The sequence below is a fragment of the Streptomyces sp. NPDC042364 genome, assembly GCF_056437585.1.
This window is the reverse complement of sequence record NZ_JBWKAJ010000001.1, coordinates 681467-707304: the sequence shown is the minus strand read 5'-3', so window position 1 is coordinate 707304 and position 25838 is coordinate 681467. Positions and strand designations below refer to the sequence as shown.

General features: G+C 73.8%; 24 protein-coding genes and 1 riboswitch. Of the genes, 11 read left to right on the top strand and 13 right to left on the bottom strand.

Translation table 11 applies throughout. The features are described from left to right. Positions 1-468: 468 nt before the first annotated feature. The 5 genes from amaP to AC067N_RS03040 form a co-directional block, all read right to left on the bottom strand. Positions 469-1047 carry an alkaline shock response membrane anchor protein AmaP gene (gene amaP / locus AC067N_RS03060; RefSeq protein WP_478677109.1) on the bottom strand — a complete coding sequence of 193 codons (579 nt, stop codon included), beginning with the start codon at positions 1045-1047 and terminating at the stop codon, positions 469-471. A 4-nt stretch (positions 1048-1051) separates the two neighbouring features. Next, positions 1052-1750: a DUF6286 domain-containing protein gene (locus tag AC067N_RS03055; RefSeq protein ID WP_478677108.1), complete on the bottom strand. Its 699-nt coding sequence runs from the start codon at positions 1748-1750 to the stop codon at positions 1052-1054. Next, positions 1747-2121: an Asp23/Gls24 family envelope stress response protein gene (locus tag AC067N_RS03050; protein ID WP_478677107.1), complete on the bottom strand. Its 375-nt coding sequence runs from the start codon at positions 2119-2121 to the stop codon at positions 1747-1749. The genes AC067N_RS03055 and AC067N_RS03050 overlap by 4 nt, the downstream gene beginning before the upstream one ends. Then, positions 2118-2303, bottom strand: a complete 186-nt coding sequence (locus tag AC067N_RS03045) for a hypothetical protein (RefSeq protein WP_478677106.1) — start codon at positions 2301-2303, stop codon at positions 2118-2120. Before AC067N_RS03045 ends, AC067N_RS03050 begins: the two co-directional genes overlap by 4 nt. 197 nt (positions 2304-2500) lie before the next feature. Further along, the gene (locus AC067N_RS03040) at positions 2501-2989 is read right to left on the bottom strand and encodes an Asp23/Gls24 family envelope stress response protein (protein ID WP_478677105.1); all 489 of its coding nucleotides are present in this window, start codon (positions 2987-2989) and stop codon (positions 2501-2503) included. Positions 2990-3075: 86 nt separating this feature from the next. Between AC067N_RS03040 and AC067N_RS03035 the strand changes: the two genes are divergently transcribed. Further along, positions 3076-3819, top strand: a complete 744-nt coding sequence (locus tag AC067N_RS03035; protein WP_478677104.1) for a nucleopolyhedrovirus P10 family protein — start codon at positions 3076-3078, stop codon at positions 3817-3819. 121 nt (positions 3820-3940) lie between these two features. Here the strand turns inward: AC067N_RS03035 and AC067N_RS03030 are convergent, their stop codons facing one another. The 3 genes from AC067N_RS03030 to abc-f all read right to left on the bottom strand — a co-directional run bounded on the left by AC067N_RS03030 (position 3941) and on the right by abc-f (position 7030). Continuing rightward, positions 3941-4732 carry an enoyl-CoA hydratase/isomerase family protein gene (locus AC067N_RS03030; protein WP_478677103.1) on the bottom strand — a complete coding sequence of 264 codons (792 nt, stop codon included), beginning with the start codon at positions 4730-4732 and terminating at the stop codon, positions 3941-3943. Positions 4733-4849: 117 nt separating this feature from the next. Continuing rightward, entirely contained in the window at positions 4850-5071 is a 222-nt protein-coding gene (locus AC067N_RS03025; RefSeq protein ID WP_006123601.1) for a helix-turn-helix domain-containing protein, read from the bottom strand. A gap of 360 nt (positions 5072-5431) precedes the next feature. Then, a complete protein-coding gene (gene abc-f, locus AC067N_RS03020) occupies positions 5432-7030 on the bottom strand; it encodes a ribosomal protection-like ABC-F family protein (protein ID WP_478677102.1) in 1599 nt (532 codons plus the stop codon). 269 nt (positions 7031-7299) lie between these two features. Here abc-f and AC067N_RS03015 point away from each other — a divergent pair, with 269 nt between their 5' ends. Next, positions 7300-7713, top strand: coding sequence for a VOC family protein (locus tag AC067N_RS03015; RefSeq protein WP_478677188.1), 414 nt, complete (start codon positions 7300-7302; stop codon positions 7711-7713). Positions 7714-7787: 74 nt separating this feature from the next. Here the strand turns inward: AC067N_RS03015 and AC067N_RS03010 are convergent, their stop codons facing one another. The 3 genes from AC067N_RS03010 to AC067N_RS03000 form a co-directional block, all read right to left on the bottom strand. After that, a complete protein-coding gene (locus AC067N_RS03010; RefSeq protein WP_478677101.1) occupies positions 7788-9200 on the bottom strand; it encodes a hypothetical protein in 1413 nt (470 codons plus the stop codon). Positions 9201-9416: 216 nt separating this feature from the next. Then, positions 9417-10532 (bottom strand): alpha/beta hydrolase family protein, encoded by a 1116-nt coding sequence (locus tag AC067N_RS03005; RefSeq protein WP_478677100.1) that lies wholly within the window; start codon positions 10530-10532, stop codon positions 9417-9419. Positions 10533-10587: 55 nt separating this feature from the next. Next, the gene (locus AC067N_RS03000; protein ID WP_478677099.1) at positions 10588-11349 is read right to left on the bottom strand and encodes a class II aldolase/adducin family protein; all 762 of its coding nucleotides are present in this window, start codon (positions 11347-11349) and stop codon (positions 10588-10590) included. A 419-nt stretch (positions 11350-11768) separates the two neighbouring features. Between AC067N_RS03000 and AC067N_RS02995 the strand changes: the two genes are divergently transcribed. Together AC067N_RS02995 and AC067N_RS02990 are read left to right on the top strand one after the other, a co-directional pair. Next, a complete protein-coding gene (locus AC067N_RS02995; protein ID WP_478677098.1) occupies positions 11769-13028 on the top strand; it encodes an inorganic phosphate transporter in 1260 nt (419 codons plus the stop codon). A 28-nt stretch (positions 13029-13056) separates the two neighbouring features. Further along, complete coding sequence (locus tag AC067N_RS02990) at positions 13057-13278, top strand: hypothetical protein (protein WP_055716385.1); 222 nt, start codon at positions 13057-13059, stop codon at positions 13276-13278. Between the two features lie 88 nt (positions 13279-13366). Here the strand turns inward: AC067N_RS02990 and AC067N_RS02985 are convergent, their stop codons facing one another. Next, the gene (locus tag AC067N_RS02985) at positions 13367-13513 is read right to left on the bottom strand and encodes a hypothetical protein (RefSeq protein WP_478677097.1); all 147 of its coding nucleotides are present in this window, start codon (positions 13511-13513) and stop codon (positions 13367-13369) included. Between the two features lie 135 nt (positions 13514-13648). Next, a riboswitch (cobalamin riboswitch) is annotated at positions 13649-13793 on the top strand. A gap of 99 nt (positions 13794-13892) precedes the next feature. Here AC067N_RS02985 and AC067N_RS02980 point away from each other — a divergent pair. The 7 genes from AC067N_RS02980 to cobI all read left to right on the top strand — a co-directional run bounded on the left by AC067N_RS02980 (position 13893) and on the right by cobI (position 24963). Further along, positions 13893-14891: a cobalamin biosynthesis protein gene (locus AC067N_RS02980; protein WP_478677096.1), complete on the top strand. Its 999-nt coding sequence runs from the start codon at positions 13893-13895 to the stop codon at positions 14889-14891. Further along, complete coding sequence (locus tag AC067N_RS02975) at positions 14888-16399, top strand: cobyric acid synthase (protein ID WP_478677095.1); 1512 nt, start codon at positions 14888-14890, stop codon at positions 16397-16399. The genes AC067N_RS02980 and AC067N_RS02975 overlap by 4 nt, the downstream gene beginning before the upstream one ends. Beyond that, positions 16396-20055 (top strand): cobaltochelatase subunit CobN, encoded by a 3660-nt coding sequence (cobN, locus tag AC067N_RS02970; protein WP_478677094.1) that lies wholly within the window; start codon positions 16396-16398, stop codon positions 20053-20055. The genes AC067N_RS02975 and cobN overlap by 4 nt, the downstream gene beginning before the upstream one ends. Positions 20056-20224: 169 nt before the next feature. Next, positions 20225-22234 (top strand): putative cobaltochelatase, encoded by a 2010-nt coding sequence (locus AC067N_RS02965; protein WP_478677093.1) that lies wholly within the window; start codon positions 20225-20227, stop codon positions 22232-22234. Continuing rightward, positions 22234-22833 (top strand): cob(I)yrinic acid a,c-diamide adenosyltransferase, encoded by a 600-nt coding sequence (gene cobO / locus AC067N_RS02960; protein WP_362581167.1) that lies wholly within the window; start codon positions 22234-22236, stop codon positions 22831-22833. The genes AC067N_RS02965 and cobO overlap by 1 nt, the downstream gene beginning before the upstream one ends. A gap of 7 nt (positions 22834-22840) precedes the next feature. After that, the gene (locus AC067N_RS02955; protein WP_478677092.1) at positions 22841-24235 is read left to right on the top strand and encodes a cobyrinate a,c-diamide synthase; all 1395 of its coding nucleotides are present in this window, start codon (positions 22841-22843) and stop codon (positions 24233-24235) included. Further along, positions 24232-24963 carry a precorrin-2 C(20)-methyltransferase gene (gene cobI / locus AC067N_RS02950; protein WP_478677091.1) on the top strand — a complete coding sequence of 244 codons (732 nt, stop codon included), beginning with the start codon at positions 24232-24234 and terminating at the stop codon, positions 24961-24963. Before AC067N_RS02955 ends, cobI begins: the two co-directional genes overlap by 4 nt. 23 nt (positions 24964-24986) lie before the next feature. Here cobI and AC067N_RS02945 read toward each other — a convergent pair whose 3' ends face one another. Continuing rightward, positions 24987-25715 (bottom strand): ZIP family metal transporter, encoded by a 729-nt coding sequence (locus AC067N_RS02945; RefSeq protein WP_478677090.1) that lies wholly within the window; start codon positions 25713-25715, stop codon positions 24987-24989. Positions 25716-25838 lie beyond the last annotated feature (123 nt).

Here is a 25838-nt window from a genome sequence, read left to right as displayed (position 1 = left end):
GCAGGCGGCCAGCGGCGCGCACTGCGGGGATGCCGCCACGAGGCGGCCCGCACAGGCGGGAGCGAAGCGCGCGCATCGGCCACAACGCCCGGCGCGAAGCACGCACGGCATGGGCGCCGACCGGACGGCGGCCGGCATGAGCGAGGAGCGGCTGTCGGCCACGGCAGGGCTGGCGCGGGCGCGGGCGGGACGCAGGTCTCGACCACGGCAGGCGGCCAGCGGCGCGCACTGCGGGGATGCCGCCACGAGGCGGCCCGCACAGGCGGGAGCGAAGCGCGCGCATCGGCCACAACGCCCGGCGCGCAGAGCGCACGGCATGGGCGCCGACGACAGCGCGGCCAGCACGGGCGGGAGCCAAGCGCGCGCACCGGCCACAACGGCCGGCGTTGGTCGGCGGGTCGGGGCGCGGGTGGCGGCAGCGGGTGACAGACGGGGCCGACCGCGGTGGGGGGCGGCCGTGGTGCTCCGTCAGCTGACTCGTTCCGCGCGGTGTCTGACGCCGCGCAGTCCGACCTCCGCCGGCAGCGTCGCCAGTCCCGCCGAGTCCCTGGCGTGGGCCACCGCCTCCGTGGTCAGGCGGTGCAGGGTGTCGGCGGGGTGGGCGTGGGGATGCAGGCGGGCGCGGAGACGGGCCTCGGGGGCGTTGCGGCGGCCGGTGAGGTGGGCGCGGGCCCGTTCGACGCCGTCCAGCCGGGCGGCCTCCGCGGTCAGGACCCCCTCCAGCGCGCGGCCCCGCAGCAGCGCGCCCTCGCCGTCGCCGGTGTCGACGAGCACCTCGGTGAGCCGGTGGCGGCGGAGCACGGCGGTCAGCCACCACAGGGCGAGCAGCACCAGCAGGGCGAGTACGGCGATGACGGTGGGCCACCACCAGTCCTCGTCGCGCCACCGGGTGCGCTCGGCGTCGCCGAGCAGCACGTCGTGCCGTCCGTCGTGGAGCCACCAGGAGGGAGGTTCCAGGCCGAGACCGACGGCGAGCACGGCGCCGCCCAGCACGAGGAGCGCCACGCCGACGAACCCGAGCAGCACCCTGTTGACGATCCGCAGCATCACGTCACCCCTTCCGGCCGGGCCGCCGTACGTGCACGGACAGGGCGGGCGGCCGGGCGAGGCCCAGGCCCCGGATGCCGTCGGTGAGCGTGGCGTCGAGGTCGGCCCGGACCTCGTCGAGTTCCCGGAAGTGGGACACCGCGCGGACGTCGACCCTCTTCCGGCCGGCGCGGACCCGTACGGACTGCACGCCGGACACACCCATGGCCCGGTCGCGCAGCACCAGCGCGGCGGCGGCCCGGTGCAGGCCCGCCCGGACGTGGGGGTCGAGGCGCCGCATCGGCAGCACCTCGCGCAGACCGGGGGTGGCGGCGAGCACCAGCAGCCAGAGGCCGAGGAGGACGGCGATCCCGGCTCCGGTCAGCACCCAGACGTCGTCGAGTCGGTGCTCGGCGAGCTCCCGGGCCAGGGAGCGGCGCCAGGCCATGGCGGGCCGGTCGGCGCGGACGGCGGCAATGTCGTAGAGGAAGAGGCCCGCGCCCGCGAGGAGCAGCAGGGCGAGGATGCCGGCGGGGACGCGGCGCGCGGACCAGAAGCGCTTCTCGCCCCCGTGCCCGTCCCCGAGGGCGGGCGGCGGGTCGTAGGCGGCGGCCGACGCGGACTGGTCCGGCTGGTCCGGCCCCCGGTCGGCGGCCGGTTGGTCGGCCTTCTCCATGACGGGCAGGCGTCGAGTGGTGCCTTCGGAGCGCTGGGGTTCGCTCATCGCGTCCTCCCCTGTGCCGCGTCGTGTGCGCCCGCCAGGTGCAGCCGTTCGACCTGGACGGCCACCTCCGATACGTGCATTCCCGCCAACGTCCCTACCCGCTCGACGACGCGGCGACGCACCGCGGCGCATCGGTCACCGATGTCGGAGGGGTAAGGGAGTTCGAGGGCGACGCGGACGCGCGCGGTCTCATGATGGACGACGACCGTCGCGTTGGGAGGCGCGGAGTCGGGCGGCGGTGTCCCCAGTGCCTCGCGCGCCGCCTGGCCGGCGATCTTCGCGACGACCCGGTCGGTGATCCGGGTCGCGCCGCGCGCGCCGGGCGCGACGGTCCGCGGCCCCGCGCCGCGGCCGTTGTCGGCGACGGTCATCGGCGTCGGTCGTCACGGGGACGGAAGAAGTCGCCGAGTTCCAGGTCCCCCTCCAGGAACCGGCCGACGACGAGGCCGACGGCGCCCAGCGCCGCCACCAGCAGGAAGGCACCGAATCCGCCGAAGTATCCGGCGAAGCCGAGCGCCATCCCGGCGATCATGCCGATCACGGCCAGAGTCATGCTGTGCTCCTAAGGGGTGTCCCGTAATTCCCGGTGGATCAGCGCGCGGCACGGCGTCGGATGCGGTGCGTCGCAAGGCGGAGGGGCGTCCGCACACTGGATGTATGCGGATGTTCCGACAACACGGCGAGGTGCCGTAGCCGGCGTCGCGCGCCCGCCGGGGATTACGGGACACCCCTTAGGGCTCGGAAGCGCCGTCACCGCAGCCGGGTCTCCTGCTCCTCGTCCTCCTCGTCGGGCAGCTTCACATCGCTGACGGCGATGTTGACCTCGACGACCTCCAGGCCCGTCATCCGCTCGACGGCGGCGACGACGTTCTCGCGCACGGCGCCGGTGACGTCGGCGATGGACACGCCGTAGTCGACGACGATCTCCAGGTCCAGGGCGGTCTGCACCTCGCCGACCTCGGCGTTCACGCCCCGGGTGACGTCCTTCGAGCTGCCGGGCACCCGGTCGCGGACGGCGCCGAAGGTCCGGGAGAGCCCGCTGCCCATGGTGTGCACACCGAGCACGTCCCGTGCCGCGAGCCCGGCGATCTTCTCGACCACACCGTCGGCGACGGTCGTACGCCCCCGGGCCGCCGGATCGCCGCCACCGACACGGAAGGCCTTGCGCCCCGCGGTCTGCGCGGGGTCCTTGGTGATGTCGGGGCCCTCCGTCCGGTTCCGCTCCGTCATGTCACTCATCGCGCATGTTCCTTCCGATTTTCATCCTTTGCTCACATTAAGCCGGGTTGCGCAGTCGTGCGCCGGGAATGCGGCAGGCTGGAGGAATGACGGCGGACGGCTGGACGGAAGCGGTACGACAGCAGCTGGGCCTCGGCCGGGTCCTCCCCCTGGGTGGCCCGCACGACGGCGCATGGATCACGGAGGCGGCGGCCGACGCGGTGCTACGGCGGGCGGTCGCCTCGGTGCGGGGGGTGCGTCTCGGCGCCCTGCGCATCGCGCTCGCCGAGCCGTCCGGTGCGGACACCCCCGCCGTCCCCGCTCCCCCGAGCGCCCTCCCTCCGGGCCCCCTGCGGGTCACCGCCGACTTCCTGGCCTCGGCGGCCCCGCCCGCCAAGCCCTTCCCGGTGGCGGCGACCCGGCTGCGGGCGACCCTCGCCGCGGCCGCCGCGGAACGGCTGGGGCTGCTGGTGACCGAGATCGATCTGCGGATGACGGACCTGCTGGAGACCGACGAACCCGGCGGTCCGCCCGCGTCGGCGTCGCCCGCGCCGCCCGGCGGTCGCGCTCCCGCCCGGCCGAGCCCGTCGGACGACGGCGAGGAGTCCCGTGTGACCGCCGCGGCCCTGGGGGTTGCCGGGGTGAGCCGTCTGACCGGCGCCCTGGGTGCTCCGGGCCGGGCGGTCCACATCGACACGAGGTCCGAACTCCCCGGCCGCCATGTCCGCGTCGAACTGGCGGTGGCACGGGAGAGACGGGCCCTGGAGGTGGTACGCGCTGTCCGGTCGACGGTGGCCGAGGCGCTGCCGGACCATCCGTCGGTGGCGGTCCTCGTCACCGCCGTCGAGTGAGTCGGCCGGTACCCCGGCACGCCGATGAGGGGCCCGGCAGCCCCTCCGGCACGTCGGCGAGTGCGTAGCCCGCCACTTCCGCCGCGGTGAGTGGGCCGAGCCTCGCCCTGGCGCGTCGCCGCTACTCCGCCACGCCGGCGAGATCGCGCAGGCGGCGGGCCTGGGCGGCACGCTCCGCGGCGCGCTGGTCCTCGTAGCCCCGGCCCTCGGCTCCGCGCAGCAGCGCCTTGGTCTCGATCACCGCGTCGCGCGGCGCGGCCACGAGCGCGGCGACCAGGTCGCGTACCGCGTCGTCCAGCTGGTCGGCGGGCACGGCGAGGTTCGCCAGGCCGATGCGCTGCGCCTCTTCCGCCTGGACGAAACGTCCGGTGAGGCAGATCTCCAGCGCGCGGCCGTAGCCGACGAGGCTCACCAGCGGATGCGTGCCGGTGAGGTCGGGTACGAGGCCCAGGCTGGTCTCGAGCATGGCGAACTGCACGTCGTCCGCGACGACGCGCAGGTCACAGGCGAGCGCGAGCTGGAAACCCGCGCCGACGGCATGCCCTTGTACGGCGGCGACGGACACGATGTCGTTCCGCCGCCACCAGGTGAACGCCTCCTGGTATTCGGCGATGGTCGCGTCGAGCGCGGCGTCGTCACGACGCGCGAGGTCGATGAACGACGGTTCGCCCTCGATGCCCTCGGGCGTGAACATCTGCCGGTTGAGTCCGGCGGAGAACGACTTGCCCTCGGCACGCAGCACGACGACCCGGACGGAGCCCGGCACCGACCGCCCGGCCTCGGCAAGCGCCCGCCACAGAGCGGGGCTCTGCGCGTTGCGCTTGGCCGGGTTGGTCAGCGTCACCGTGGCGATCGCCTCGTCGACGGTGAGCCGTACGCCGTCCTTGTCGAGCAGCGGTTCGAGCGAAGCCATGGGGCGCCTCCGATGTGTGCGGTCAGCAGAGCAGAGCTAAGTGACTGCACAGTAACCACCCGGCCGATCAGACAACCGACCGGGTGGCCACCATCGAAGCCGATGGGCCGCCCGGCGTCAGGCCGACGCGGCCTTCTTGCCGCGCGTCGCACCGCCACGCCCTCGAAGCGTGACGCCCGACTCGCTGAGCATCCGGTGCACGAAGCCATACGAGCGGCCGGTTTCCTCGGCCAGTGCCCGAATGCTCGCACCGGAGTCGTACTTCTTCTTCAGGTCTGCCGCGAGCTTGTCGCGCGCGGCGCCGGTAACCCGGCTGCCCTTCTTCAGAGTCTCGGCCACCCGGTCCTCCTCATGGGAAGTGCGCTCTGGTCTCCTCATGATCACCCCTCCGGGGCGCGATGGCCACCCATTCGGCAAGGTCCGTGGGACAAGGTTGTGACGACGGGAGCGCGTCCCCACGAACGGAACCCCATATTCCGCACGAGCTTGTCCGTACGGCCGAACGAGTGGACTCACGAAGCGGCAGGTCAGAGACGCGCGACGGCCGAGCCCCGCGCACAGCGGGGCTCGGCCGTGAAATTCGTGTACGACACACCTCGGTACGAGGAGATCTCACACAGATGGTGGATCACGAGTGGGCCGAATGATCCATAGGCTGTTGATCAAGCCGTTTGACCGGACATCCGGCGCCCCGGCCGATCAGGCGAGTGCCACCAGGTCCGCGTAGTCGGCGCCCCACAGGTCCTCGACGCCGTCCGGCAGGAGGATGATCCGCTCCGGCTGGAGCGCCTCCACCGCGCCCTCGTCGTGGGTGACGAGGACGACCGCGCCCTTGTAGGTGCGCAGCGCGCCGAGGATCTCCTCGCGGCTGGCCGGGTCGAGGTTGTTGGTGGGCTCGTCGAGCAGCAGGACGTTCGCCGACGACACCACCAGGGTGGCGAGGGCGAGCCGGGTCTTCTCACCACCGGAGAGGACACCGGCGGGCTTGTCGACGTCGTCGCCGGAGAACAGGAACGAGCCGAGCACCTTGCGGACCTCGACGAGGTCCATGTCAGGGGCGGCCGAACGCATGTTCTCCAGGACCGTGCGGTCCGGGTCGAGGGTCTCGTGCTCCTGGGCGTAGTACCCGAGCTTGAGGCCGTGGCCCTCGACGACCTGGCCGGTGTCGGGCTTCTCGACGCCGCCGAGCAGACGCAGCAGCGTGGTCTTGCCGGCGCCGTTGAGGCCGAGGATGACGACGCGGGAGCCCTTGTCGATGGCGAGGTCGACGTCGGTGAAGATCTCCAGCGAGCCGTACGACTTCGACAGGCCCTCGGCGGTGAGGGGCGTCCTGCCGCAGGGCGCGGGCTCGGGGAAGCGGAGCTTGGCGACCTTGTCGCTCTGGCGGACCGCCTCCAGACCGGACAGCAGCTTGTCGGCGCGGCGCGCCATGTTCTGCGCGGCGACCGTCTTCGTGGCCTTGGCGCGCATCTTGTCGGCCTGCGCGTTCAGCGCGGCGGCCTTCTTCTCGGCGTTGGCGCGCTCGCGCTTGCGGCGCTTCTCGTCGGCCTCGCGCTGCTGCTGGTAGAGCTTCCAGCCCATGTTGTAGACGTCGATCTGGGCGCGGTTGGCGTCCAGGTAGAACACCTTGTTGACGACCGTCTCGACCAGGTCGACGTCGTGGCTGATGACGATGAAGCCGCCGCGGTAGGTCTTGAGGTAGTCGCGCAGCCAGACGATCGAGTCGGCGTCGAGGTGGTTGGTCGGCTCGTCGAGCAGCAGGGTGTCCGCGTCGGAGAAGAGGATGCGGGCCAGCTCGATACGGCGGCGCTGACCGCCGGAGAGGGTGTGCAGGGGCTGGCCCAGCACGCGGTCGGGCAGGTTGAGCGCGGCGGCGATGGTGGCGGCCTCGGCCTCGGCGGCGTACCCGCCCTTGGTGAGGAACTCCGTCTCCTGGCGCTCGTACTGCTTGAGGGCCTTCTCCCGGGTGGAGCCCTTGCCGGAGGCGATGCGCTCCTCGTTCTCGCGCATCTTGCGGATCAGTACGTCGAGGCCGCGGGCGGAGAGGATGCGGTCGCGGGCCAGGATGTCCAGGTCGCCGGTGCGGGGGTCCTGCGGCAGGTAGCCGACCTCGCCGGAGCGGGTGACCTGGCCGGCGGCGGGGATGCCCTCGCCGGCGAGGACCTTGGTGAGGGTGGTCTTGCCGGCGCCGTTGCGGCCGACCAGGCCGATGCGGTCGCCCTTGGCGACACGGAAGGTGGCGGACTCGATGAGGACGCGGGCACCGGCGCGCAGCTCGATACCGGAGGCGGAGATCACGGACAGACTCCAGGGCGGACTTGGGTGGCGGGTGGGCGGCTGAGGACGTTCCCGCCGTCTAATGCGCGAGGAGAAAGGCCATGGGCCGATTCTAACGGGGGCCGGCAAGCGGTTTTCCGCCCGCGTCCCAAGGGATCACGTGGCCTCGGTCACCGCCCGCCGCCCCGTCGCCGCACCCCGACGGCCGTCGCCCGGCGGGTCGTTGCCGGTGCCGGGTGCCAGACTGGGCAGGGGTTTGCGTTCCGGGCGACAGAGAGGTCGTGATCGGTATGGCGGGCAAGGGCGAGGGACGTCCGAGCGTCTGTCCGACGCTGCTGTACGCGGACGCCAAGGCGGCCATCGCGCAGCTCACCGCAGGGCTGGGCTTCACCGAGCTGTCGGTGTACGAGGGAGCGGACGGGGCGGTCCACCACGCCGAGCTGGCGCAGGGCAACGGCGTGGTGATGCTCGGCTCCCGGGGGACGGGAAGTGTCTTCGACGGGGCGATGAAGGGCGCCGGTCCCGCGGGGGTGTACGTCGTCGTGGACGACGTGGACGCCCACCACCGCCGGGCCGTGGAGCACGGGGTGGAGATCCTCATGCCCCCGACGGACCAGGACTACGGCTCGCGGGACTACATGGCCCGGGACGTCGAGGGCAATGTGTGGAGCTTCGGCACCTACGCCCCCGAGCCGGGCGGCTGACGCCCCGCCCGGCCCGGCGGGGGGGCCGGCGCGGCCCGCGTTCCGGGTCCGCCGCCTCCGGTCGCGGCCTCGGCTCAGCTGCCGCCGGTGTGCACCTGGAAGGCGGCGCGGCGGACGGCCTTGGCGAGGGCCGGGTCGGGGTGGGCGGCGGCGAGCGCGACCAGTACCTGGACGGTGCGGGGGTGGCCGACGGCGCGGACCTCGTCGAGCAGCGCGGGGACGGTGGCCTGTACGGCGGACTCCAGATGCCGGACGAGCAGCGGGGCCTCGCCGTGGTCGGCGACGGCTGCCGCGGTGTCCACCCAGAGCCAGGTCGCCTCCTCGCGGGTGAGCACCTCGTGGGCGTCCTCGGGGTCGGCGCCCTCGTGCTCGGCGAGCCAGAGCAGGGCGTACGGCCGCAGCGGTGTCTCGTCGACGACGGTGCGGACATCGGGCTCGGCGGGGGCGCCGACGACGCGCAGCGCTTCGAAGGCGAGGCCCCGGATGAGGGCGTCCTCGCCGCGCGCGGCGTCGATGAGCTCGGTGACGGCGGCGCCCACCGTGCGGGCGGCGAGCCAGGCGCGGTACTCGGCGCGGGCCGCGTTGGGGCGGAGCTGGGCGCAGCCGCGGAGCATGTCCTCGGCGGAGACCTCGATGTTCCCGGCGGGGCTCTGCGCGGCGACGCAGATCTGTTCCAGCTTCACCCACACCGCCCAGCTGCCGAGCGGGGTGAGCGTGGCCTGGCCGTCGCCGTAGGTGAGGGCGCCGACGGAGGCGATGGCCCGCAGTGCCCAGTCGAGGAGGGGGGCGAGGGGGGTGTCCTCGGCGGCGGTTTCCGCGGCGGGCTCCGCGTTCTCGGGCTCGGGCCGCGGGCCGAAGGGGATCTCGCAGCGTTCCGTGCGCAGTTCCGTGACCCGCTGTTCGAGGAGGTCGAGGAGCTGCTCCACGGGGACGGGCCCGGCGGAGAGCTGGAGGAAGGAGAGCACCTGCGGCATGGCCGAGACGACCTCGGCGACGGCGGCGGGCTCCCGGACGCCGGGCTCGGGGTGGGCGAGGGACCAGGCGTCGAAGAGGGCCACCCAGCCGCGCAGTACGGCGCTGTCGTCCCGGTGCCAGGCACGCAGCCGCCAGCCGGGGCGGGCGCTGTCGCCGTGCACCTCGACGAGGCCGGCCAGGCGTGCCGTGTCCCAGTCGTGGCGGACCTGATCCGGGGTCAGCCCGAGGTCGGCCGCGGCGCGTTCGGCGGTCGCGTCGGAGAGGGTGCCCTTGCCGTCGGAGCCGGCGCCTTCGCGGCCGGGGCGCAGGGCGGAGTCGGCCCAGCGGGCGACACGGGCCGCGTCCGCCAGGACGGTGCGGGCCATCCGGGCCAGTTCCGCGGGCGGCGGGGTGCCCTCCGGGGGCCGGGGGGCCGGTCGGCGGCGCTGGGTCACTGCTGCTCGGGGAGCGGCGGCCAGGGTTCGCGGGCTGACGAGTCGGAGCCTGGAGTCGCGCGGATTACGGGACGTCACGGGGGCAGTCTTCCGGTTGACGGTCCGAAAACCCAAACGGAATGTCACAGCGGGCGACAGGAGTGGCCAACGCACGGGTTCCCCCGGGGCGTGACAGGGGCGAGGAGCGCCGTGGCCCGGCGCTAAACGGAATGTGACGTACCTGTCTGCGCGAGGCCGGTCGGCGGGGCGTCGCGACCGAGCCCCGGGGCACGCCGCGGCCCCGCTCCCCCGGCGCTACATCAGCGGCGTGAGGAAGCGGCGCAGGGACTCCTCGTAGCGCGCCGGGTCGGCGTTCCACATGGCGGCGTGGGGGGCCTCGCGCACGGTGCGCAGGGTGACGCGGGCCGGGTTGTCCTCGGCCAGGCGACGGGAGGCGTCCCAGGGGGCGACGACGTCGTCCGGACCGTGGAAGATCAGGGCCGGCGCCTCGAACCGGAGCACACCGGCCTGGTCGCGGCCCAGTCCCGTACGGCCCTGCGCGGCGCGGACGGCGAGGGGGAGCAGCGCGCCCGGGGTGCGGCGGGCGGCGGCGAGGGCGCGCAGGGTGGCCGTCCAGTCGAGGACCGGCGAGTCCAGGACGAGCCCGGCGACGCGGTCGCGCAGCCCCGAGCGCGCGGCGGCGCGCAGCGCCATGGTGGCGCCGGTGGACCAGCCGTGCAGGATGACCTTCTCGGCGCCGAACCGGACGGCGTGGTGGATCGCGGCGTCGACGTCGTGCCACTCGGTCTCCCCGAGGTGGCTCAGGCCGTCCGGGGGCCGGGGGGCGCCGAGGTCGCCGCGGTAGGCGAGGTCGAGCACCGGGAAGCCGTGGCGGTGCAGGAAGCCCATGACGTTCAAAGGGTGTTCGCGGGTGGCGCCCAGGCCGTGCACGGCGATCACCCAGGTGGCGCGGGCGCCCGGGACGAACCAGGCGGGCAGGGGACCGAGTTCGCCGGGGACCTCGACATCGGTGTGGTCGAGGCCGAGGGCGGTGCGCGGGTCGCCGATGTGGGTGGTCGGGGTGAGCCACACCTTGTCGCCCGGCTCCAGGCTGCCGCGGCCGACGCGTTCGAGGCGGCGTACGACGGTGTCGGGGGCGTGCGGGACGCCGTCGACGACGGAGCCGACGACGGCGTGGGCGGCGTCGCCGACAAGTCCGTAGACACCGGGGCGACGGGAGGCGAAGGCCCTGGTCAGGGTGATCCGGCCGGGGGCGGTGGAGTGCACGGTGAGCCGGGGCTCCGTGGGCAGTGGTCTGCCGGGCGGGACCTTCAGCGCGGCATCACTGGCGAGTCGGCCGGCGGCGACACTGGCCGCCCCGGCCGCGAAAGCGACCCCGACGGCCGCGGCTGCTGCTCTCACTGCACGCACGCGTCCAGTGTCCTGGCCCACCCCGTCCGGGGCCAGTGGGCGGGGGCCGCCGGGGTCACCGGCCGGGGGCACGGCCACCCGGCGGCCGCCCCGGCTGGCCGTACCCCCGGAACCGCTCCCCCGCCTCCGCCACCTGTTCCGGGGTGAGCAGGTGCGGGGACAGACCCGGCACCGAGGAGGCCGTCAGCCAGACCCTGCACATCCATTCGAGCTGGGCCGTGCGGTCGAAGGCCTCGGAGAGGTTCTGTCCGTAGGCGACCGTGCCGTGGTTCTGGAGCAGGCAGGCGGTGCGCCCGGTCAGGGCACCGAGCATGTTCTCGGCCAACTCGGGGGTGCCGTACGTCGCGTAGGGGGCGACGCGGACCGGCCCGCCGAGGGCACCGGACATGTAGTGGATCAGCGGCAGCTCGTCGACGAGGGTCGAGACGGCGGTGGCGTGGACGGCGTGGGTGTGGACCACGGCGCGGGCGGCGGTCGTGGTGTGGATCGCGAGGTGCATGGGCAGTTCGCTCGTCGGGCGGAGGGTGCCCAGGGTCTGGCGGCCCGCGAGGTCGACGCCGGTCACGTCGTCCGGGGTGAGGCGGTCGTACGGGACGCCCGTCGGTGTGACCAGGACGGTGTCGCCGACCCGTACGGAGACATTGCCGGAGGTGCCGACGACGAGACCGTCGGCGACCGTCCGGCGGGCCGTGGCGACGAGCTCCTCCCAGGCCCGCGCGATGTCGTCCGGCGCCGCCCCGGGCAGGGCGTCCCGCGTCTGCCGTGGATCCCCGTCCGCGCCCCTCGGGTCCTGTGCGTTCCGCCGCTGCTCAGCCATGCCGCGATCCTGCCAGGGGGCCCACCCGGGCGGGAACCCTCGACCGGAACCAGGCACCCCGGGGCGGCAGGGCTCCGCGGCGTGGGGCGGGCCTCCCGCGGGACGGAGGACCCCGGACGGGCCGGCGGTACGAGGGCGACCGCCCGCCGGGTGACCGGAATCAATCCCACGGCTCCCTGCCCCGGGGGAGGGACTTCACGCACAAGTGACACGGATCACACGCGGAGGTCGGTGCTCCGTTTCAGTTCGAGGAAACCGGGGAAGGGGCGGGGCCGATCCGCCGGAACAGCCCTCCGTCGACACAAGCGGAACCCCGGCAGCCCGATCGCTACACTCTCCGGCCCGCCTCAGTTCATCTTCCGTTCACCCAGGCTGCTTACGGTCCACGTGCCACTGACGTCCGAAAGAAGCCCGGGTAAATGGAAAACTTCTCGCTGATCCTCGCGATCGTGGTCATCACCGCGCTCGCGTTCGATTTTACGAACGGTTTCCACGACACCGCCAACGCGATGGCCACCACCATCTCGACCGGCGCCATGAAGCCCAAGGTCGCGGTGGCCATGTCCGCCGTGCTCAACCTTGTCGGCGCGTTCCTTTCCATCGAGGTCGCCAACACCATCTCCAAGGGGCTCGTCGACGAGTCCGGCATCCAGCCAGAGGTCATATTCGCGGCGCTCGTGGGCGCCATCCTCTGGAACCTGCTGACCTGGCTCGTGGGGCTTCCCTCCAGCTCGTCGCACGCCCTGATGGGCGGCCTGATCGGTGCCACGATCGCCTCGGTCGGCACGGGCGCGGTCCACGGTGACGTGCTCGTCACCAAGGTGCTGATCCCCGCCGTCGCGGCTCCGCTGGTCGCCGGCATCGCGGCGATGTTCGCGACGCGGCTGACGTACAAGCTCGGGCGGCACACGAGCGACAAGGCCGCCGGCAAGGGCTACCGCGCCGGTCAGATCGCCTCCGCCGGTCTGGTCTCGCTGGCCCACGGCACGAACGACGCCCAGAAGACGATGGGCATCATCACCCTGGCCCTGGTCGCCGGCGGCGCTCTCGCGCCGGACTCCGACCCGCCGGTCTGGGTCATCGTCTCCGCCGGTCTGGCCATCGCTCTCGGCACCTACCTGGGCGGCTGGCGCATCATCCGCACCATGGGCAAGGGCCTGACCGACCTCCAGCCGCAGCAGGGCTTCGCCGCCCAGACCAGCGCGGCGACGGTCATCCTGGCCTCCTCCCACCTCGGCTTCTCCCTCTCCACCACGCACTCGGTCTCCGGTGCGGTCATGGGTGCGGGCCTGGGCCGCAAGGGCGGTGTGGTCCGCTGGTCCACCGCGACCCGGATGTTCGTGGCCTGGGGCCTGACCCTGCCGGCCGCGGCGCTCGTCGCCGCGCTCGCCGAGTGGGTGACGTCCCACGGCACGTGGGGCACGGCCGTCGTCGCGGTCTTCCTCGTCGCCTCCAGCGCCGCGATCTGGGTGATCTCGCGCCGTGAGGTGGTCGACCACACCAACGTGAACGACACCGAGGAGCCCCCCGGTGTGGTGACCACGGCCATCGCCGCGGTGACCCCGCCGCCGGTCGGCGCCGTGACCGAGGACCTCGCGGCGACGATCCCGGCCCCCGCGGCCGCGACGGCCACCGCCGAGACCCCGACCGGTCCCTCCGCCCCCACTCCGGCCGTCTGAGCCCCGCGCCCCCTAGGAAGACACCACCATGCACATCGACTGGGCAGCACTCGGCTCCGTCTTCGGAGTCAGCCTCGTGGTCACCGTGGCCCTCGTCGGCCTGTTCACCCTGGGGATCGTCGGCCTCTCGAAGCGGGAGACGGCGACGGCCTCCGGCGGCTCGGCCGCACTCGCCACGACGGCGGCGTACGCCTGCTTCGCGGCGTGCGCGGCGGCGGTGGGCTACGGGATCTACCTGATCATGGCCTGAGGTCACGGACCTCCGTCCCGCCTCCCCCAGGACACCACGGCGAACCCCCTGTGCCGGCCACCTCGGCACAGGGGGTTCGCCGTCTCGTTCACCGCGTCCGCTGACCGGGGTTCAGACCCCACCACAGGCCCGCCCCCGTGGCGGCGAGGACGGTCACCACCATCCGGACGACGGCTCGTGCCTCCGCCTCCGGCACCAACAGCGAGGCGAGCGCGCCGGCTCCGACGGCGAGCACCCCGGCGACCGTGCTGAAGCGCACCGGCGGGGCGGCGGGAAAGAGTACGGAAAGCGTCGATTCGGACGGCTGACGCCGTTTCAGCGGTGTGGGGCTCAGCACACCGCTGCGCCGCAGGTCAGCGGCGAGTTGACGGGTCTTCCGGGGGCGTGGTGGACTGCCGGGGCCATCTACGACGGCAGGAGAGGAAGCCGGTGCGAGTCCGGCGCGGTCCCGCCACTGTCACCGGGGAAGAACCTTCCCCGGGAGCCAGGAACTCTCGTCGTCGGTCTCGTCGAACCAGGGCGTGGACACCCTGAGTGAGGACATATCGCCATGCGCGGCTGCCATGTGGGATCCAGCATCCGGTCCTTGCCCGACCCCGCGATCGGCTGAACGCGTGCGTGCCGATCGCGTCTTCGCGTACGGCGCCACCGCCGGACTCCTCGGTGACCTGCTGCTCGGCGATCCCCGCCGGGGGCACCCCGTCGCCGTGTTCGGACGGGCCGCGGGCGCCGTGGAGCGGGTGTTGTGGCGGGACCACCGGGGGTGGGGCGCGCTGCACACCGTGGTGTGCGCCGGCGGCGCCGTGGCGCTGGGGGCGGTGGCCGCGGCGGCGGCTCGGCCGTCCCGTGCGGCGTCCGTCGCGCTGACCGGCGCGGCCACCTGGGCCGTCGTCGGGGGGACCTCCCTGGTGTGCGAGGCCCGTGCCGTCGGGCGGGCGCTGGAGGACGGGGACGTCGAGGCCGCGCGGGCCCGGCTGCCGCATCTGTGCGGACGGGACCCCCAGGCGCTGGACGCGGACGGGATCGCCCGGGCCGTGGTCGAGTCCGTCGCCGAGAACACCTCGGACGCCGTGGTCGGGGCGTTGGTGTGGGGGGCGGTGGGGGGTGTGCCCGGACTCGTCGGGTTCCGGGCCGTCAACACACTGGACGCCATGGTCGGGCACAGGTCGCCGCGTCATCGGCGGTACGGGTGGGCGTCGGCCCGGCTCGACGACGTGGCGGGGTGGCCGGGGGCCCGGCTCACCGCCCTGCTGGCCGCGGCGGCCGGCGGGGACGCCCGGGGGGCCGTACGGGCCTGGCGGGCGGACGCGCGGAAGCATCCGAGCCCCAACGCCGGTCCCGTGGAGGCGTCGTTCGCCGGGGCGCTCGGCGTCCGGCTGGGAGGCACGTTGTCGTACGGGGGGCGGGTCGAGCACCGGCCCGTGCTGAACACGGAGGGGCGGGCCGTCGCCGTGGGGGACATCGAGCGGGCCGTCCGGCTGTCGCGGCGCGTGAGCTGGCTCGCGCTCGGCGTCAGCGCGGGCGCGTCGCTGCTGCGGGGCCGCATCACGCGGCGCCCGGCGCCGGGGGGCGCCAACGGCCGCCGCGGACGGGCGAAGGGGGCGTCGTCATGACGGGCGGGGGGCTGCTGGTCGCCGGTACCACCTCCGACGCCGGCAAGAGCGTCGTCACCGCCGGGATCTGCCGGTGGCTGGTGCGACAGGGCGTCAAGGTCGCGCCGTTCAAGGCGCAGAACATGTCCCTCAACTCGTTCGTGACGAGGGAGGGCGCCGAGATCGGGCGGGCCCAGGCCATGCAGGCGCAGGCCTGCCGGGTGGAGCCGACGGCCCTGATGAATCCGGTGCTGCTCAAGCCCGGCGGGGAGCAGAGCAGCCAGGTCGTGCTGCTCGGCAAGCCCGTCGGGGAGTTGAGCGCGCGGGGCTACCACGGGGGGCGGCAGCAGCGGCTGCTGGGCACCGTGCTCGACTGTCTTGCCGAGTTGCGGGGCACGTATGACGCGGTGATCTGTGAAGGGGCCGGGAGTCCCGCCGAGATCAATCTCCGGCGGACCGACATCGTCAACATGGGGATCGCCCGCAACGCCGGGCTCCCCGTGCTCGTCGTCGGCGACATCGACCGCGGCGGGGTGTTCGCCTCGTTCTTCGGGACGGTGGCGCTGCTCTCGCCCGAGGACCAGGCGCTCGTCGCCGGGTTCCTCGTCAACAAGTTCCGCGGGGACGTCTCCCTGCTGGAGCCGGGGCTCGACATGCTGCACGGGCTGACGGGGCGCCGGACGTACGGGGTGCTGCCGTTCCGGCACGGGCTCGGCATCGACGAGGAGGACGGCCTCAGGGTGTCCCTGAGGGGGACGGTCCGCGAGTCGAACGTGTCGCCGCCCGTCGGGGAGGACGTGCTGCGGGTCGCCGTCTGCGCGATCCCGCTGATGTCCAACTTCACCGACGTCGACGCGCTCGCCGCCGAACCCGGCGTCGTGGTGCGGTTCGTGGACCGGCCCGAGGAACTGGCCGACGCGGACCTCGTCGTCGTCCCGGGCACCCGGGGCACCGTACGGGCCCTGGAGTGGCTGCACGAGCGGGGTCTCGCGGACGCGCTGCGCGGCAGGGCCGCCGCACACCGGCCCGTGCTCGGCATCTGCGGCGGCTTCCAGCTCCTCGGCGAGCACATCGAGGACGAGGTCGAGAGCCGGCGGGGCCGGGTGGAGGGGCTCGGGGTGCTGCCCGTACGGGTGCGGTTCGCGCGGGAGAAGACCCTCACCCGCCCGGAGGGCGAGGCCCTCGGGGAGCACGTCACGGGGTACGAGATCCATCACGGGGTCGCCGAGGTCCTCGGGGGCGCCCCCTTCCTGGACGGCTGCCGGGTCGGCCAGACCTGGGGCACGCACTGGCACGGGTCGCTGGAGTCGGACGGGTTCCGGCGGGCCTTTCTGCGCGAGGTGGCGGCCGCCGCGGGCCGCCGTTTCGTGCCGGCCGCCGACACGTCGTTCGCCGGGCTGCGCGAGGAGCAGCTGGACCGGCTCGGCGATCTCATCGAGGAACACGCGGACACGGACGCGCTGTGGCGGCTCATCGAGTCGGGCGCGCCGCAAGGACTGCCTTTCATTCCACCGGGAGCGCCCGCATGAGCACTGGCACTGTGTTGTTGTTGTCGACCGCCGACACGGATCTGCTGGCGGCCCGCGCCGCTTCCGGCGCCTCGTACCGGATCGGCAACCCGACCCGCGTCGACGTGAGAGAGGAGCTGCCCGGTCTCCTCGACGGCGCGGACATCGCCGTCGTACGGCTGCTGGGCGGCAAGCGGGCCTGGGAGGACGGGCTCGCCGCGCTGAGGGCCGCCGGCATCCCGACCGTGCTGCTCGGCGGTGAGGCCGTGCCGGACGCCGAGCTGATGGCCGAGTCGTCGGTGCCGGCCGGTGTGGTCGCCGAGGCGCTCAGGTACCTCGTGGAGGGCGGGCCCGAGAACCTCACGGAGCTGGCCCGGTTCCTCTCCGACACCGTGCTGCTGACCGGCGAGGGGTTCGTCGAGCCGCGGAAGATGCCCGAGTACGGGGTGCACGGGGAGCGTCCCCTCGTCGACGGGCGGCCCACGGTGGGGGTGCTCTTCTACCGGGCGCACGAGCTGAGCGGCAACACCGCGTTCGTGGACACGCTGTGCGACGCGATCGAGGCGAAGGGCGCCAACGCCCTTCCCGTGTACTGCGGTTCGCTGCGCGGCGCCGACGCCGGCCTGTACGAGCTGCTGGCGGGGGCGGACGCGCTGGTCGCCACCGTCCTCGCCGCCGGCGGGACGCACGCCTCCGAGGCGTCGGCCGGCGGCGACGAGGAGGCGTGGGACATCGGGGCGCTCGCCGAGCTGAACATCCCCGTCCTCCAGGGGCTGTGCCTGACCTCGTCGCACGCCGCCTGGGACGAGTCGGACGCCGCCCTCTCCCCCATGGACGCGGCGATGCAGGTCGCGATCCCCGAGTTCGACGGACGGCTCATCACGGTGCCGTTCTCGTTCAAGGAGCAGGGCGCGGACGACGTGCCGGTGTACGTCGCCGACCCCGAGCGGGCCGCCCGTGTGGCCGGGATCGCCGTACGGCACGCGCGGCTCAGGCACAAGCCGAACGCGGAGAAGAAGCTCGCGCTCGTCTTCACCGCCTACCCGACCAAGCACTCGCGGGTCGGCAACGCGGTGGGCCTCGACACGCCCGCCTCGGCGGTCCGGGTCCTGGACGCCCTCAGGGCGGCCGGGTACGGGGTCACCGCGTATCCGGACAACGGCGACGAGCTGATCCACCGGCTCATCGAGGCCGGCGGTCACGACGTGGAGTGGCTGACGGAGGAGCAGTTGGCCTCCGCGCCCGCTCGGGTGCCGCTCGCCGACTACCGGGCGTGGTTCGACAAGCTGGACCCGGAGCTGCGGGACGGCATGCTGGAGGCGTGGGGCGAGCCGCCGGGTTCGCTGTACGTGGACGGGGACGACATCGTGCTCGCCTCCCTGCAGTTCGGGAACGTCGTGGTGATGATCCAGCCGCCGCGCGGTTTCGGCGAGAACCCCATCGCGATCTACCACGACCCCGACATGCCGCCCTCCCACCACTACATGGCCGCCTACCGCTGGCTGGAGAACAGTTTCGGCGCCGACGCGATCGTGCACATGGGCAAGCACGGCACGATGGAGTGGCTGCCGGGGAAGGGCCTCGGGCTCGGTGGGGGCTGTGCCCCGGACGCCGTGCTCGGCGACCTCCCCCTGGTCTACCCGTTCATCGTCAACGACCCCGGCGAGGGCACCCAGGCCAAGCGGCGCGGGCACGCCACCGTCGTCGACCACCTCGTACCGCCGATGGCGCGCGCGGACACGTACGGCGATCTGGCGAAACTGGAGCAGCTGCTCGACGAGTACGCGCTGGTGTCCGACCTGGACCCGGCGAAGGCACCGGCCGTGCGGGCGCAGATCTGGACGCTGGTGAAGGCCGCCGAACTCCACCACGACCTGCATGTGGACGAGCAGCCGGGCGACGACGACTTCGACGAGTTCGTCATGCACATCGACGGCTACCTCTGCGAGATCAAGGACGTGCAGATCCGCGACGGTCTGCACATCCTCGGCGGCGGGCCGGTCGGTGAGCCGCGCGTCAACCTGGTGCTGGCGGTGCTGCGCGCCTCGCAGGTGTGGGGCGGGCAGGCGAACGCGCTGCCGGGCCTGAGGGCGGCGCTGGCGGCTCACTTCGGGCTGGTCGAGAAGGAGTTGCTGGCGGAGCCGGGTGTGCCGGTGAAGGTGCCGGCCGAGCTGAGCGAGCTCGTGGAGGGCCCGTCCCGTACGGCGGCGGACGCCATCGACCTGCTTGAGCAGCTGTGCCGGCGGGTCGCGGAGGGCATGGAGGCCCGGGACTGGGACGTCACGGTGGTCCCGGCGCTCGTGCGTGGTGTGCTCGGCACCGAACTGCCGGACGCGGTGGCGGTGCTGGAGTTCGCGTGCCGGGAGGTCGTGCCGCGGCTCGCCCGGACCACCGACGAGATCGGGCACATCCTCAAGGCGCTCGACGGCGGCTACGTCCCGGCGGGCCCGTCCGGTTCGCCGACCCGCGGCCTGGTCAACGTCCTGCCGACCGGCCGCAACTTCTACTCCGTCGACCCCAAGGCCATTCCGTCCCGGCTGAGCTGGGAGGTCGGGCAGTCCCTCGCCGACTCGCTGGTGCAGCGGTACCTGGCCGACACCGGGGAGTACCCGAAGTCCGTCGGGCTGACGGTGTGGGGTACGTCCGCGATGCGCACCCAGGGTGACGACATCGCCGAGATCCTGGCGCTGCTGGGCTGCCGGCCGGTGTGGGACGACGCCTCGCGCCGCGTCACCGGGTTCGAGGTGGTGCCGCTCGCGGAGCTGGGCCGGCCGCGCATCGACGTCACGGTGCGCATCTCCGGGTTCTTCCGGGACGCGTTCCCGCACGTCGTCGGGTTGATCGACGACGCGGTGCGGGCCGTTGCCGAGCTGGACGAGCCCGCCGAGCGGAACTTCGTCAAGGCGCACGCCGACGAGGACACCGCCGAGCACGGGGACCGGCGGCGGGCCACGGCCCGGGTCTTCGGCTCGAAGCCGGGCGCGTACGGCGCCGGGCTGCTGCCGCTGATCGACGCCCGCAACTGGCGCTCCGACGCCGACCTCGCCGAGGTGTACGCCGTCTGGGGCGGCTACGCGTACGGGCGTGGCCTCGACGGGCGGGCGGCGCGCGGCGACATGGAGACGGCGTTCAAGCGGATCGCGGTGGCGGCGAAGAACGTCGACACCCGGGAGCACGACCTCGTCGACGCCGACGACTACTTCCAGTACCACGGCGGCATGGTCGCCATGGTGCGCCATCTGACGGGCGCCTCCCCCGAGGCGTACGTCGGCGACTCCGCGACACCGGACCAGGTCAGGACGCGCACGCTCGGCGAGGAGACGCACCGGGTGTTCCGCGCCCGCGTGGTCAACCCGCGCTGGATGAGCGCGATGAGAAGGCACGGCTACAAAGGTGCTTTCGAGATGGCCGCGACCGTGGATTACCTTTTCGGCTATGACGCGACAGCTGGCGTAGTCGACGACTGGATGTACGAGAAGCTCGCGTCCGAGTACGTGTTCTCGCCGGAGAACCAGGAGTTCATGCGCAAGTCCAACCCGTGGGCCCTGAGGGGCATCACGGAGCGACTGCTGGAGGCCGCCGACCGCGGGCTGTGGGCGGAGCCGGACCAGGAAACCCTGGACCGGCTCCGGGCGACCTACCTCGAGCTTGAGGGAGATCTGGAGGGAGACCAGTGATCCCCCCCGAAAGCCCCGCATCGGCGGGGAGCAAGCTGCCATTCGCCGTCACGGATACAACGGCGCCGGGCCACCCCCGCGTTGGCGGGGAACAGGCTTCGACCATGGCGGGTCCACGGCTTGGCTGCACGTCGTCCCGCCTTGAGTCCCCCGAAGGAGTGATCACCACGTGAGCACGCCCTATCCCTTTGCTGCCATCGTCGGACAGGACAGCCTCCGCTTGGCACTGCTCCTCAACGCGGTGAGCCCGGCCGTCGGCGGGGTGCTGGTGCGCGGCGAGAAGGGCACCGCGAAGAGCACCGCCGTGCGGGCGCTGTCGGCGCTGCTGCCCGAGGTGGACGTCGTCGCCGGGTGCCGTTTCTCCTGCGACCCCGCGAAGCCGGACGCGGCGTGCCCGGACGGGCCGCACGAGGCCGGCAACGGTACGCGGCGGCCGTCCCGGATGGTCGAACTGCCCGTCGGCGCCTCGGAGGACCGGCTCGTCGGGGCCCTCGACATCGAGCGGGCGCTCGCGGAGGGCGTGAAGGCGTTCGAGCCGGGCCTCCTCGCCGCCGCCCACCGCGGCATCCTCTACGTCGACGAGGTCAACCTCCTCCACGACCACCTCGTCGACCTGCTGCTGGACGCGGCGGCGATGGGTGCCTCGTACGTGGAGCGCGAGGGTGTCTCCGTACGGCACGCGGCGCGCTTCCTGCTCGTCGGCACCATGAACCCGGAGGAGGGCGAGCTGCGGCCGCAGCTCCTCGACCGGTTCGGGCTGACCGTCGAGGTGTCGGCCTCGCGGGAGCCGGACCAGCGGGTGGAGGTCGTACGGCGGCGGCTCGCCTACGACGACGACCCGGCCGCCTTCGCCGCCCGCTGGGCGGACGAGGAGGCCGCGGTGCGTCAACGCATCGTCGCGGCGCGGGAGTTGCTGCCGTCGGTGCGGCTGGGCGACGGGGCGCTGCGGCAGATCGCCGCGACCTGTGCCGCCTTCGAGGTCGACGGCATGCGGGCCGACATCGTCATGGCCCGGACCGCGACCGCGCTGGCCGCGTGGGCCGGACGGACCGAGGTGCTCGCGGAGGACGTCCGGCAGGCGGCGCTGCTGGCGCTGCCGCACCGGCGACGCCGCAACCCGTTCGACGCGCCGGGCCTGGACGAGGACAAGCTCGACGAGACGCTGGAGGAGTTCGGCGGGTCGTCCGGGGACGAGGACCCCGACCCCGGCCCGGACGGGCCCGGCGGTGGCGGGCAGCCGCCGTCGTCGGACCCGGAGGGGCCGCAGGGCGGGGACACCGGCGCGCGGCCCGAGGCCGGGGAGGGCGGGGAGCCGCAGCCCTCCGGCGCGGGTGCGGGCGAGCAGTCCGCCGTACGGGCCGCCGAACCCTTCCGGACGAAGGTGCTGAGCGTGCCGGGGCTTGGTGAGGGCGCCGCCGGGCGGCGTTCGCGGGCCCGGACCGAGCACGGGCGCACCACCGGGGCGCGCCGTCCGCGGGGCACGCTGACCAAGCTGCACCTGGCCGCCACCGTGCAGGCCGCCGCGCCGCATCAGCGGGCGCGGGGGCGGTCCGGTCCTGGGCTCGTCGTCCGGCGTGACGATCTGCGGCAGGCGACCCGTGAGGGGCGTGAGGGGAACCTCGTGCTGTTCGTGGTGGACGCCTCCGGGTCGATGGCGGCGCGGCAGCGGATGAGCGCCGTGAAGGGCGCCGTGCTGTCGCTGCTGCTGGACGCGTACCAGCGGCGGGACAAGGTGGGTCTGGTGACGTTCCGGGGGTCCGCCGCCGAGGTGGCGCTGCCGCCGACCTCGTCCGTGGACGCGGCGGCGGTCCGGCTGGAGTCGCTGCCGACGGGCGGGCGGACACCGCTGGCCGCCGGGCTGCTGCGGGCCCATGAGGTGCTGCGGGTCGAACGGCTGCGCGATCCGGCACGGCGGGCGCTGGTCGTCGTGGTGACCGACGGGCGCGCCACGGGCGGGCCGGAACCGGTGGCGCTGGCGGGGCGGGCGGCACGGCTGTTCGCGGTCGAGGGCGTCGCCTCCGTGGTGGTGGACTGCGAGTCGGGGCCCGTGCGGCTGGGTCTGGCCGGCCGGCTCGCGGGTGAGCTGGGCGGGACGGCCGTGACGCTGGACGAGCTGCGCGCGGACTCCATCGCCGGGCTGGTCAGGGATGTGCAGGGGACTTCGAGGAGGGCCGCGTAATGCCGCAGGGACAGCCGAGTGTGGTGCCGGACGACGGGCTGACGACACGTCAGCGGCGCAACCGGCCGCTCGTCGTCGTGCACACCGGCATCGGCAAGGGCAAGTCCACCGCCGCCTTCGGGCTCGCGCTGCGGGCCTGGAACCAGGGATGGCCGATCGGGGTGTTCCAGTTCGTCAAGTCGGCGAAGTGGAAGGTCGGCGAGGAGAACGCGCTGCGGGTGCTGGGCGCCAGCGGCGAGGGCGGCTCCGTCGACTGGCACAAGATGGGCGAGGGCTGGTCCTGGGTCCAGCGCGACGCGCAGATGGACAACGAGGAGAAGGCCCGCGAGGGCTGGGAGCAGGTCAAGCGGGACCTGGCGGCCGAGACGTACAGGCTGTACGTGCTCGACGAGTTCGCGTACCCCATGCACTGGGGGTGGGTCGACACCGACGAGGTCGTCGACGTGCTGCGGAACCGGCCGGGGACCCAGCATGTGGTCATCACCGGGCGGAACGCGCCGGAGAAGCTCGTCGATCTCGCGGACCTCGTGACGGACATGTCGAAGGTGAAGCACCCCATGGACGCGGGCCAGAAGGGCCAGCGGGGCATCGAGTGGTGATGCCGTCGTGAACTCCTCCTCGTCCGTCCCCCGGCTGGTGGTCGCCGCGCCCTCCTCGGGCAGCGGCAAGACCACCGTCGCCACGGGGTTGATGGCCGCGCTCACCGCGCGGGGGCTCGCCGTGTCCCCGCACAAGGTGGGGCCGGACTACATCGACCCCGGCTACCACGCGCTCGCGAGCGGGCGGGTGGGGCGCAACCTCGACGCGTACCTGTGCGGGCCGGAGCTGATCGCGCCGCTGTTCGCCCATGGGGCGCGGGGGTGCGACATCGCCGTCGTCGAGGGCGTGATGGGGATGTACGACGGGGCCGCGGGCGAGGGCGAGCTGGCGTCCACCGCGCACGTGGCCAAGCTGCTGCGGGCGCCGGTGGTGCTGGTCGTCGACGCGTCGTCGCAGTCGCGGTCGGTGGCGGCGCTGGTGCACGGGTTCGCGTCCTGGGACCCGGAGGTGCGGGTCGGCGGTGTGATCCTCAACAAGGTCGCGTCCGACCGGCACGAGGAGTTGCTGCGGGAGGCGCTCGACTCGGCCGGGGTGCCCGTGCTGGGTGTGCTGCGGCGGGTGGCCCGGGTGGACACGCCGTCCCGCCATCTGGGGCTGGTGCCGGTCGCCGAGCGGCGGGCGGAGGCCGTGGAGGCGGTCGCGGCGATGGGGGCGCAGGTGGCCGCCGGGTGCGATCTGGAGGGGCTGATGGCGCTGGCCCGGAGCGCGGGGGCGCTGCCGGGTGCGGCGTGGGACGCCGCCGAGGCCCTGGGGCCGGCGCGGGAACGGGAGGCGGAGGACGGGGCGCCGCAGGGCGGGGCGCCGGTCGTCGCTGTCGCCGGCGGGCCCGCGTTCACCTTCTCCTACGCCGAGCACGCCGAGTTGCTCGGTGCCGCGGGTGCCGAGGTCGTGGCCTTCGACCCGCTGCGGGACGAGCGGTTGCCCGAGGGGACGCGCGGGTTGGTCGTCGGGGGCGGGTTTCCCGAGGTGTACGGCGCCGAGTTGTCCGCGAACGAGGCGCTGCGGAAGGACGTGGCCGAGCTGGCCCTGGGCGGGGCGCCCGTGGCGGCCGAGTGCGCGGGGCTGCTGTATCTGTGCCGGGAGCTGGACGGGCGGCCCATGTGCGGGGTGCTCGACGCCACGGCCCGGATGGACGCGCGGCTGACGCTCGGCTACCGGGACGCCGTGGCGGTGAACGACAGTGTGCTGGCGCCCGCGGGGACGCGGATGCGGGGGCACGAGTTCCATCGGACGGTCGTCGAGCCGGGGGCCGGGGCGGCTCCCGCGTGGGGGATTCGCGGCCCTCTGCGGCGGGTCGAGGGTTTTGTACAGCGCGGTGTGCACGCGAGCTATCTGCACACGCACTGGGCGTCCGAGCCCGGTGTCGCCCGTCGGTTCGTGGAGAGGTGCCGGACGTCATGAGCAGCAGGCTGATCGGAGTGGGGGTCGGCCCCGGTGACCCGGAGCTGGTGACCGTCAAGGGCGTCAACGCGCTGCGGGACGCCGAGGTCGTCGTCGTGCCCGTCATGGACACCGGGGAGCGGGGTCGTGCCGAGGCGACCGTGCTGCACTACGTGGGCGCGGAGAAGATCGTCCGGGTCGTTTTCGCGCTCAACGAGCGGACCGACCGGGGGCGGCGCGAGGCCGCCTGGGACGCCGCCGGGGAGCGGGTCGCCGAGCTGCTGAAGACGCACTCCGCCGTCGCGTTCGCCACCATCGGCGACCCCAACGTGTACTCGACGTTCACCTACCTCGCCCACACCATCGGCGAGCTGGTGCCGGGGACCGTCGTCGAGACGGTGCCCGGTATCACCGCGATGCAGGACCTCGCCGCGCGCTCCGGTGCCGTACTGACCGAGGGGACCGAGCCGCTCACGCTGGTGCCCGTGACCGCGGGGTCGGCCGTGCTGAAGGACGCCCTCAGCGGTCCGGGGACCGTGGTGGCGTACAAGTTCGGGCGGCAGGCGGAGGCCGTGGTCGAGGTGCTGCGGGAGACGGGGCGGCTCCAGGACGCGGTGTGGGGGTCCGCGCTGGGCCTTCCCGAGGAGTCCATCCAGGCCGCCGGCGCGCTCGACGGGCGGCCCCTGCCGTATCTGTCCACGCTCATCGCGCCCGCCCCGCGCGACGGCGGACGCGGCGGCAAGCTGTGAGCGGAGCCCTCGGGTCCGGCCGCTCACTCCGCCACGCCCACCACCACCCAGATGAACCCCGCCCCGGCGATCGTGCACAGCAGCGTGGAGCGCGCCGGGTGCGCGTGGTGCGCCTCGGGGAGGATCTCGGCGGCCGCCAGGTAGAGCAGCGCGCCGCCGAAGAAGCCGAGGTAGCAGCCGAGCGGGCCCTCCGGGATCGTGAACAGGAGCGTGGAGGCGGCGCCCAGGACCGGTGCGACCGCGTCCGCGACCAGCATCGTGATCGCCCGTCGGCGGGCGTTGCCGTACACGCTCGTCAGCGTGTACGTGTTGAAGCCGTCCGCGAAGTCGTGGGCGATCACCGCGAGCGCCACCGCGAGGCCCATGCCCTCGCCGACCTGGAAGGCCGCGCCGATGGCGACGCCGTCCATGGCGCTGTGGCCGACCATCGCGGCGGCCGCCGTCAGACCGACCTGCGGGGCGCGCCCGTCGTACTCCTCCGCGCCGTGCGCCGCCTGACGGGCCGCCAGCAGGCGTTCCACCAGGTGTGCCGCGAGGAAGCCGGCGACGAACAGCAGCAGCGCCGCCGGCACCCCGAAGACCTCGTCGCCGGCGGCCTCCAGCGCCTCCGGCAGCAGGTCGAGGCCGACCACGCCCAGCATCAGGCCGCCGGCCAGGCCCAGCACCAGGTGCCGGCGGTCCGTGACGCGCCCTGCCGTCCAGCCGCCGATGAGCGTCATGAGGAACGCGCCGAGCGCCACGAACACCGCCATGGGTCCTTGCTACCGGAAGAGCCGGGGCTCTTCCTCGCGGCGCCCCGAGGCCGCGGCCGGGTTCCGGAGTCCGGCAAGGGCCCTGAGGGGCGCCGCCGGGTACCGCCTCCGTGTCCCGAACAG